Genomic DNA, 8202 nt, shown 5'->3' on the forward strand with positions numbered 1-8202 from the left:
CCTCCCATGTCCGTTTAAATTATTGTTTATCCATATATACAAAGGATAATTCCATGTCATCTACTAACACTCCTAATTAGATTGAAAATACGCCTTCGCGGCTTTCAACCGGCCACGCTCACAAGAGACTTGTAATTCATCCCCTGGCTCGAGTTTTACATCGCCTAATGGCACAATGTAGGTACCATTACGGCGAATACTTACGATTAATGTACCATCTGGTAATGCCAAGTCTTGTAGCTGTACATCCGTATAGTTTGCCACCACAGGCACCTTCGTTTGAAAGAAGGTTTGCACCGATTCTAGATTGCTTTGACCACTCATGGCTTGCAACAAGGAATCGTAAATCGGCGGTTCTTTTAAAAGCTCCGCCACAAGATAGGCCACGAGCGTAACGATACCGATAGCATAAATATTAGAGAAACTATTCGTCATTTCAAGGACGAGCAAAATCGCCAAGATGGGAGTACGCATAGCTGCGGCCAACATACCTCCCATGGCACAGATAACGAACTGTGGTACAAAATCAGAAGAAATAAGTCCTAAAGTTGAAAGCAAGCTTTCACAAAAAGCACCTGTTGCGGCACCAATCACGAGCATAGGCAAAAATATGCCCCCTTGAGCACCACTGCCATAGCAGAAGGTGGTGAGCAAAATCTTGCCGAGCACAATACCCGCTAAAAGCAATACACCGTGAGATTGAAAGGCGAGCTGCCCCACGAGGTCGTTGCCCCCACCCAAGAGGAGCTGCGAATCGAAGCCAATGGCCGCCACTGCCACAAAGGTAAGGGCTAATTTCAAGAATCGAGAACATTTGAGCCAGTCAAAGAACCTCTTGAAAGCAAAAATCATACGGCAAAATAACACGCCACATAGCCCCATGATAACACCAACCATGAGCAGTATCGGGAAATATTCAAGAGGAACCCCTGAGGTCACCGTAAAGCCTAGCGCTGGTGTAAGTCCAAAGATACTAACTGTAATATAGTTAGAAATCAAAGTTGCCACGAAGGTTGGTACAACGAGATACGGATAAAAGCTTTTATGTACCTCTTCAAAGACGAACATCGCCCCCGATACGGGCGCACTAAAGGCAGCTGTTAAGCCTGCCCCAGCACCTGCGGATGTCAAAATACGCTGTTCTCGTAGCCCCGAATTCATCCAGTAAGACACGATTTTGCCGGCAGAGCCGCCAATCTGTACGGCTGGCCCTTCACGACCTACGGAAAATCCTGCAAAGCCGGTCAGTACGCCACCAATCATTTTAGATACTAGTGTCCGATAGGGCTTCATATCAAAGAGTCCAAGCATTTCCCCTTCAATTTGTGGGATACCAGAACCACCAGACAATGGGGCCCATGCGAGCAATCGATCTACAATAAATGCAAAAATGACCATTACCACAAGCCAACCTATGGCCCATTCCATAGTAATATCATCCATCAAATGCCACCTGATATGCTCTGATTCAAGTATCAAATAGCGGTATGATGCCCCAAAAAAGCCGGCAATCACCCCAACAAGAGCACCCTTTGCAATAAGCTCCGTTAAGAGCACTCGATTCATGGACATATCTGCCAAGGTAGAACTACGCTTATTAAATTTCCATAATTTCATAACATCCTCCTTAGCAGTGACCAAAACCAACCTTTCCTCTGCCGACATAGGTCTACACGAACTATGCATTCATATCCTTAGTATACTTATGTAAACCACCATTTTCAAGAAAGGATTACGTATAAAAATAGCTTTCTCACTGAACACGAGATCAAAGGTCCGAGTCACAAAACAATAGATAACGCTTTAAACACAAAGCTAGCCACCTCTAAAAAGAGAGGGCTAGTTTTGTTAAGCAAGTGTGTAAATGTATTTTCTTTACACATTCGGAGGAATTTGAAATATGTAAAGACGCTAATTAGAATATGGATTCATAGATGCCGATTATTTCTTCTAAGGATGCGTCCCGTGGGTTACCAGGTGTACATGCATCGTTGAAAGCAGATTCAGCGAGAAATGGAATGTCTTCCCGTTTTACACCAGCTTCACTAAGGGAAATGCCTGCCGCATCAAGCAGATCCGTAACCTTTGTAACTACCTTAAACTCAAATAAATCAGGCGTAGATGTAACGAGGGCTTTTTTGAAATGGCGATTCTTAATTTCGTTTACAATCTCCTGAATCGCGCCTTGCCCAAAATAGGACGTACCGTTCAGCATAATTCTGCGAGCCATATACCTCACTCCTAACAAAACAAACTATACAATAAAAAATAAACCGACAGAGAATAACTTTACCTATTAATTCTCTATCGATTTAATAAAATCCTTGAAAGCTCGTTATGTATACACTATATATTTTTCTATTGTAATGATTCTAAAGTTTGTCTCCATTGAAGTGTCAACTCAGATACGATTTCAATGAATAGTACTTCCACTTTCTATATTCGTGATATGTTTAGTTAATTTCTGCCAATACAATTAAATATCCTAAGAAATTTTGCTCATTTTCATAAGCAAGATTCGTTTCACCGATTCATCGAGTCGTTCTTTCGAGATGCGACCGTCTTTCACGGCTTTCATAAGGCCATTGTAAGCCTCTTGCATATGTTCGTATTCGTGACATACGAGCAAGATATCGCTACCTGCGAGGATGGATTGCACTGCCATATCACCAAAGGTATAGTGTTTTGCGAGGGCACCCATGTCCATATCGTCCGTTACCACAACGCCATTATAGCCTATGTCCTTGCGCAACCAATCCGTAATAATCGCTTTCGATAAACTAGCAGGATGATCTGGATCGATTTGTGGGTACATCGCATGAGACACCATGATTGTATAGGTATTCGGTTTAGACTGTTTGATAAGGTCTATAAATACCTTTGTGTCCTCTGAAAGCAATGTTTCTTTAGATACAGGAACGATGCTTGTATCCGCGTGCAAGTCTACATCGGTCTTACCAATGCCCGGAAAGTGCTTATAGGAATACCACAAGCCCGTTTCATCGTAAGCCTTGCCAACGGCTCCTGCATAGCGAACGACCTCATCAGGGTTCGTACTAAAGGAACGGCCATAGGTTAATCCCAAATCCGCCACAGGAGCAAAATTAATATTGAATCCCAAGTCTTTTAGTTCTGCACCAGACTGTTTTGCCAAAGATACAGCTTGCTCAACGGGCATTTTGCCTACCTCCTCAGCGGGAGGAACCTTGATGAGCTTATCATCCATGCGCGCTACCGCACCGCCCTCTTGGTCGATGCCGAGGAACAACGGCGTTAAACCGGCGCTTTTACCGGCCTTATTAATATCTGTAATGAGCGTTTTAACTTGATCCTTGGACTCCATATTTCGATCAAACAAGATGATACCGCCCACGCGGTACTCGTTGAGCATAAATTTAGCGTCATCGTTTAGCATTGTGCCGTGAATGCCAATCATCAACAATTGGCCCACCTTGTCTGCATCGGACATATTAGCCACTAGCTTGTCCACCTTTTGCTCCGGTAAAAGCTCGCTTTGTGCCACGGACTCATAGGTCACAGGCTCTGCCTTTGAAGCAAATGGATTATGTAAACCGCAACCCGTTGTGAGTGCTAATGCACCAATCATAGTGGCTGCTACGAAACGTCGAAACATGCATACCTCCCTTAAATCTCTAAAAAGTAATATGTATAGTATATCAAAAAATATAAACGAGCCCAACATAATCAATACACGACAAGCAGCAGTATAGTACATGCATCTTACAAAACAAAAAGATTGTTACTCGAAAACCCAACGGGTATATCCATTGAGAGAATCAAATAACAATCTTTATATGTTTCATTTTTGTTGTGTAAACATTATAGTTTACATTTTGGATGTGTAAAATGTGTATGTTACATTTCGCAAATTAAATTTTCCCTTGCTCTTTCATTTCCGCTAAGAGCTTTACGATACGAGGCCCACAGCCTTTGCCACCGCAAGCACCCGTGCCAGCACGAGTTGCTTCTTTTACTTGTGGAAATGTATGAGCACCATCTAAAATGGCTTCTTTAATCGTTTTGCGCGTAATACTACGACATGTGCACACCTTTGTAAGCTTGTCCAGAATCGCCTCTGGCACTTGATTTTCTTCAAAATTCATATGTAATTCCTCATTTATTCACTTGAATATCTATATACAGTATCAATTTAGTGTATCGATTTACTATATCAACAATATCTAGTGATGCACTATAATATTGCTATATCGAAAATTTACGATTTCTGTATTTATTATAACACAATTGAGGAACTACATCGATAGTTTTTAATATAAAATCCAAAGAACAGTCAAAAGTAAAATTGTTACTATAAAAACGAAAAAAATTTACAAATACATTATATGTAAAGATAAGCTAAATCTATCTATAAACTATAAAAAACTACCATAAAGATATTATCTTTATGGTAGAAACTTTCACAAAATATAATTATAGTATGAGCCCAATAATGGCAAAGTAGATTTTAAATATCGTTTGTTGTAATGGACGAATAACCATGGAAATAATGGGTGTGTTAATAAGGATGATAAAGAATAATAAATTAAGCATCCCTAATTGGTAATATCTCATCTGCCACTCTGTAGGCAACCACGGCAAGATAATATTAAAACCAGGCAATGGTGGGAACGGAATCAAACAGAAAATTGATAAGCCAATACTATATAAAATAATATATTGCATAACCATGGCAAGACCTTGGGACTCCATGAGGCCTAATTTTCCAAGGAGCATATATATAAAGGTGAATATAAAGCCTGCTATAAGACCTGCCACAGGACCTGCAAAGGCAAGCAAGCTTATATCACGTCGTGGATCTTTAAAGTAAGATGGATTAATTGACATAGGTTTTGCCCAACCAAAGCCAACAAGAATAATACAGATGGTACCAATTAGATCAAGGTGTGCCATTGGTGACAATGTGAGGCGTCCCGCCAGACGTGGCGTTGGATCACCAAACCAAGTTGCTACCTTTGCCTCTGCATATCCAAAGATAGAAAAAACGATCATAATAGCAGGAATACTTGCTAATATCTGAACCGGATTTAAATCAAACATAGAACTCCTTCATTAGTTATATCAATTCATAATTATATGAGTTGTACTAACCTATTATTGTTAGTATGTAAGTTGGATCAATACATTATTAATTTACATCAACGCATTGTCAAACTTCGTTAACTCATTATTATCTTTATTACTTTTATTGCTTTGAGTCCCATGCGGTGTAGCCTTCTTGAATGCAACGAAGGGCATTTAATGTACGAGGATAGCCGATATACGGCACGCATTGGGATGCGATATTAATCAAATATTGTTTGCTGTTCCCTACGTTCAAATTACCTTCTACATGAGCCTTGAGTTGAGCTTCACAGCCACCTTGAGCCGCAAGGAAGCAGAAGGTAATCATTTCACGATGAGCCACGCTAAGGCCTTTACGTGTATAGTAATCGCCGAACATATTGGCAAGCCATTTGTTGATATGACGAATATCTTCTGGCCCTTCTTGGTAAGAATTGCGCATAGACTCCCCAAAGATTTCCACTTGTTTTTCTACGCCCTTTTCTAGACGAGACTCACTAGTAATAGTACTGCGAGATGGATCAACAATGGTTTCTCCACGATAGTCAAAAATCTTATTGGTCACCTTAAAGAAGGGGCGCACACGTCCGATGCCAAGATAGGGCACCGCTTGATAAATGAGCTCTACCACTTCATCAGGAATAAGGCCAAAGTTTAATGCTGCCGGTAGCATTAATGCATATTCATCAACAGCGGAGGCGCCTACTAATGTAGCAAGAATGGCTAAGAAGCGATCCTTTGCCGGTACATTACGGCCTTCTTCGGTGATGACTTCATCAAAGGCAAAATTATCAAACAATACTTCAAACTCTGGATCAATATAACCTGCTGGGGCTGCAATATCAGGGAACATACGCTCCGTATAGGCTTGAGCAAATTCAGATTTAGACATAAAAAACCTCCATAAACAACACTGGTGAAAGCCCAAAAGGAGCTTTCACCAGCAATAGTTATGTAATTATTACGGCACGGGCCATCAGATTATAACGCTGGGAATTCGAAAGTTGTGCCGTATACTTCTTTCCAAGCAGCCATGAACATATTGAACTCATTTGTTCCAGGTTGAATTTGGTAAACTTGACCATCTGGAGCATAACGATATACAGTATGTAAGCTTGGATGAACAAGATATTTGAACAATGTAGCTTCCCCATATTCGTTATTATGCATGTTAATTACATTAACACCGAATACATGGTTACGGCTGCTGTCTATACCTTTAAACTCAGATGCTTTATCGAAGAAATACGTTTCTGTACCATTTGCACTGTTTGGAACCTCTGGGTAGTTAGCTAACCCATTCCAGTTTGCTGCGTTTGCAACACCGCCAACTAATAATGTACCGGCTAATACAAATGCACCTAATAAATTTTTATTCATAATGCTCTCCTTTGTGCCACGAGGGCAAATCACAAATTAGTCATACTCTCACATGACTTTAATACAATACGCTATGTGTATAGTATATCACATTTTTAATAAAATTTTTAGATTTCCTCGGTTACAGACTTTATGCATATGAGGTTGTATCAAATTAGCCCTCAAAATTTTCTGCTGTTTTAGCATTGGCGTTATCGATTGCTTCTAACAGTCTATTAAGCAATGCACGTAATTGACGTGTTTCTTCTACATCAAAAATTGGACCTGCCGCTTCAGCCAAGCGACGTGGTATATGAACTGCTACATCGCGTAATTCTTTACCCGTATCAGTAAGGGTTACCATAACTACGCGTTCATCTTGACGACTGCGTTTGCGTTTCAAAAATGCTTTTGCTTCTAACTTCTTTAAAAGTGGTGTTAATGTACCGGAATCAAGGCGCAATATTTGGCCCAATTCCTTAACGGATAAATCACCATATTGCCACAATGCCATCATCACGATGTATTGAGTATATGTCAAATTTAAAGGATCTAGGTGACTACGATATGCATTAACAATTTCCTTCGCCACTATATAAAGTGGGAAGCTCAATTGATTTTCCAATCTTAAATATTCTGAATCAGGAACATCTTCTTTATGTTTGTTCCCTTCAAGTATACCAATTTCTGCCATATTCTACCTCCATATGCACACAATTATCTACTAATTAATTGTACACAATTTTACGGTAAACAGTCAACGCAAAAAGCCCACTTTGAACAGATATTTTTAAATTTGTCAATTAATTAATATTTATTTTCTTATTCGTTAAGAATTAGGCACTTCTATAGAATTAATAGGAAGAAATTATACGTCCCCTACTAGGTCCTTCCTTGTAGTATAATAAAAGAAACTCTATATCAAATCCCATTTGTCATAGGAGGACCACATGAACACCTTAGAATGTATTAAAACTCGTCATAGTACGCGTAAATTTAAAGCTAATCAATTATCTCGAGAACTTATCGATCAAGTCCTCGACGCTGGGCGCCGCGCTCCATCTGGCGGTAACACACAATTAACACATTTTATGGTGATTACGAACCAAGTTGTGCTCAAAGAGCTAGTAACACTCGTTCAAGAAGAATACGGCAAAATGCCGATTACAGAAAATACTTTACCTTACATGGTGAATATCATTAAAATGTCCGCCGAAGGCAAATTTGTATTCAACTATAATGCGCCTGTACTCATCGTATTGGCTAGTAAACCAAGTTATGCCAACAACTTTGCTGACGTGTCATGTGCTATGCAAAACATGATGCTTGCTTGCAATGAACTTGACCTTGGTAGTTGCTGGGTTAACCAAATCCGTCATCTTCAAGATAATGAACGCATCCAAGCCAAAATGCGTGAACTAGGTCTTAGCGAAGACGAAAAAGTCTACGCTAGCCTCGCTATCGGCTACCCAGATCTACCAAATGGTCTTAACCGCCGTGAAATCAAAGCAAAAGGCTATCCTGTAACATATATTGATTAAAGATACTATTAGTTTCTTAGCTATTCCTATAAGATAATTAGGTCAATACAAAAGCGCTATCTATCCCACAACTTTAATTGAGTTTTGTTCGGAATAGATAGCGCTATTTATTTAAAAACCACTACTTATTATTAGTTCTATTATTTTCTTAAATTGCAATATGAAATTGAACAGTATCCAAATCTACAATTCTATTAAC

At 39.7% G+C, this 8202-nt stretch carries 8 protein-coding genes and 1 pseudogene; 1 reads left to right on the top strand and 8 read right to left on the bottom strand.

The genetic code is table 11. The features are described 5' to 3' along the window. Positions 1–72: 72 nt before the first annotated feature. The 8 genes and pseudogenes from Q7O55_RS07715 to Q7O55_RS07750 all read right to left on the bottom strand — a co-directional run bounded on the left by Q7O55_RS07715 (position 73) and on the right by Q7O55_RS07750 (position 7156). Complete coding sequence (locus Q7O55_RS07715; RefSeq protein WP_303929585.1) at positions 73–1617, bottom strand: ClC family H(+)/Cl(-) exchange transporter; 1545 nt, start codon at positions 1615–1617, stop codon at positions 73–75. Positions 1618–2050: 433 nt separating this feature from the next. Continuing rightward, a pseudogene (locus Q7O55_RS07720) lies at positions 2051–2230 on the bottom strand (lactaldehyde reductase); the annotation flags it as partial. 255 nt (positions 2231–2485) lie between these two features. Next, positions 2486–3634, bottom strand: a complete 1149-nt coding sequence (locus Q7O55_RS07725; RefSeq protein ID WP_303929586.1) for a glycoside hydrolase family 3 N-terminal domain-containing protein — start codon at positions 3632–3634, stop codon at positions 2486–2488. Between the two features lie 256 nt (positions 3635–3890). Continuing rightward, positions 3891–4124 (bottom strand): (2Fe-2S)-binding protein, encoded by a 234-nt coding sequence (locus Q7O55_RS07730; RefSeq protein WP_004694527.1) that lies wholly within the window; start codon positions 4122–4124, stop codon positions 3891–3893. A gap of 328 nt (positions 4125–4452) precedes the next feature. After that, positions 4453–5079, bottom strand: coding sequence for a site-2 protease family protein (locus tag Q7O55_RS07735; RefSeq protein ID WP_004698228.1), 627 nt, complete (start codon positions 5077–5079; stop codon positions 4453–4455). A gap of 145 nt (positions 5080–5224) precedes the next feature. Beyond that, positions 5225–5995, bottom strand: coding sequence for a carboxymuconolactone decarboxylase family protein (locus tag Q7O55_RS07740; RefSeq protein ID WP_303929587.1), 771 nt, complete (start codon positions 5993–5995; stop codon positions 5225–5227). 89 nt (positions 5996–6084) lie between these two features. Continuing rightward, the gene (locus Q7O55_RS07745; RefSeq protein ID WP_058948300.1) at positions 6085–6483 is read right to left on the bottom strand and encodes a hypothetical protein; all 399 of its coding nucleotides are present in this window, start codon (positions 6481–6483) and stop codon (positions 6085–6087) included. Positions 6484–6637: 154 nt separating this feature from the next. After that, positions 6638–7156 (bottom strand): MarR family winged helix-turn-helix transcriptional regulator, encoded by a 519-nt coding sequence (locus Q7O55_RS07750; protein ID WP_303929588.1) that lies wholly within the window; start codon positions 7154–7156, stop codon positions 6638–6640. Positions 7157–7412: 256 nt separating this feature from the next. On the opposite strand from Q7O55_RS07750, the gene Q7O55_RS07755 reads away from it, so the two are divergent. Next, entirely contained in the window at positions 7413–8003 is a 591-nt protein-coding gene (locus tag Q7O55_RS07755) for a nitroreductase (protein WP_303929590.1), read from the top strand. Positions 8004–8202 lie beyond the last annotated feature (199 nt).

The organism is Veillonella parvula (assembly GCF_945949885.1).
GTDB lineage: Bacteria > Bacillota > Negativicutes > Veillonellales > Veillonellaceae > Veillonella > Veillonella parvula_B.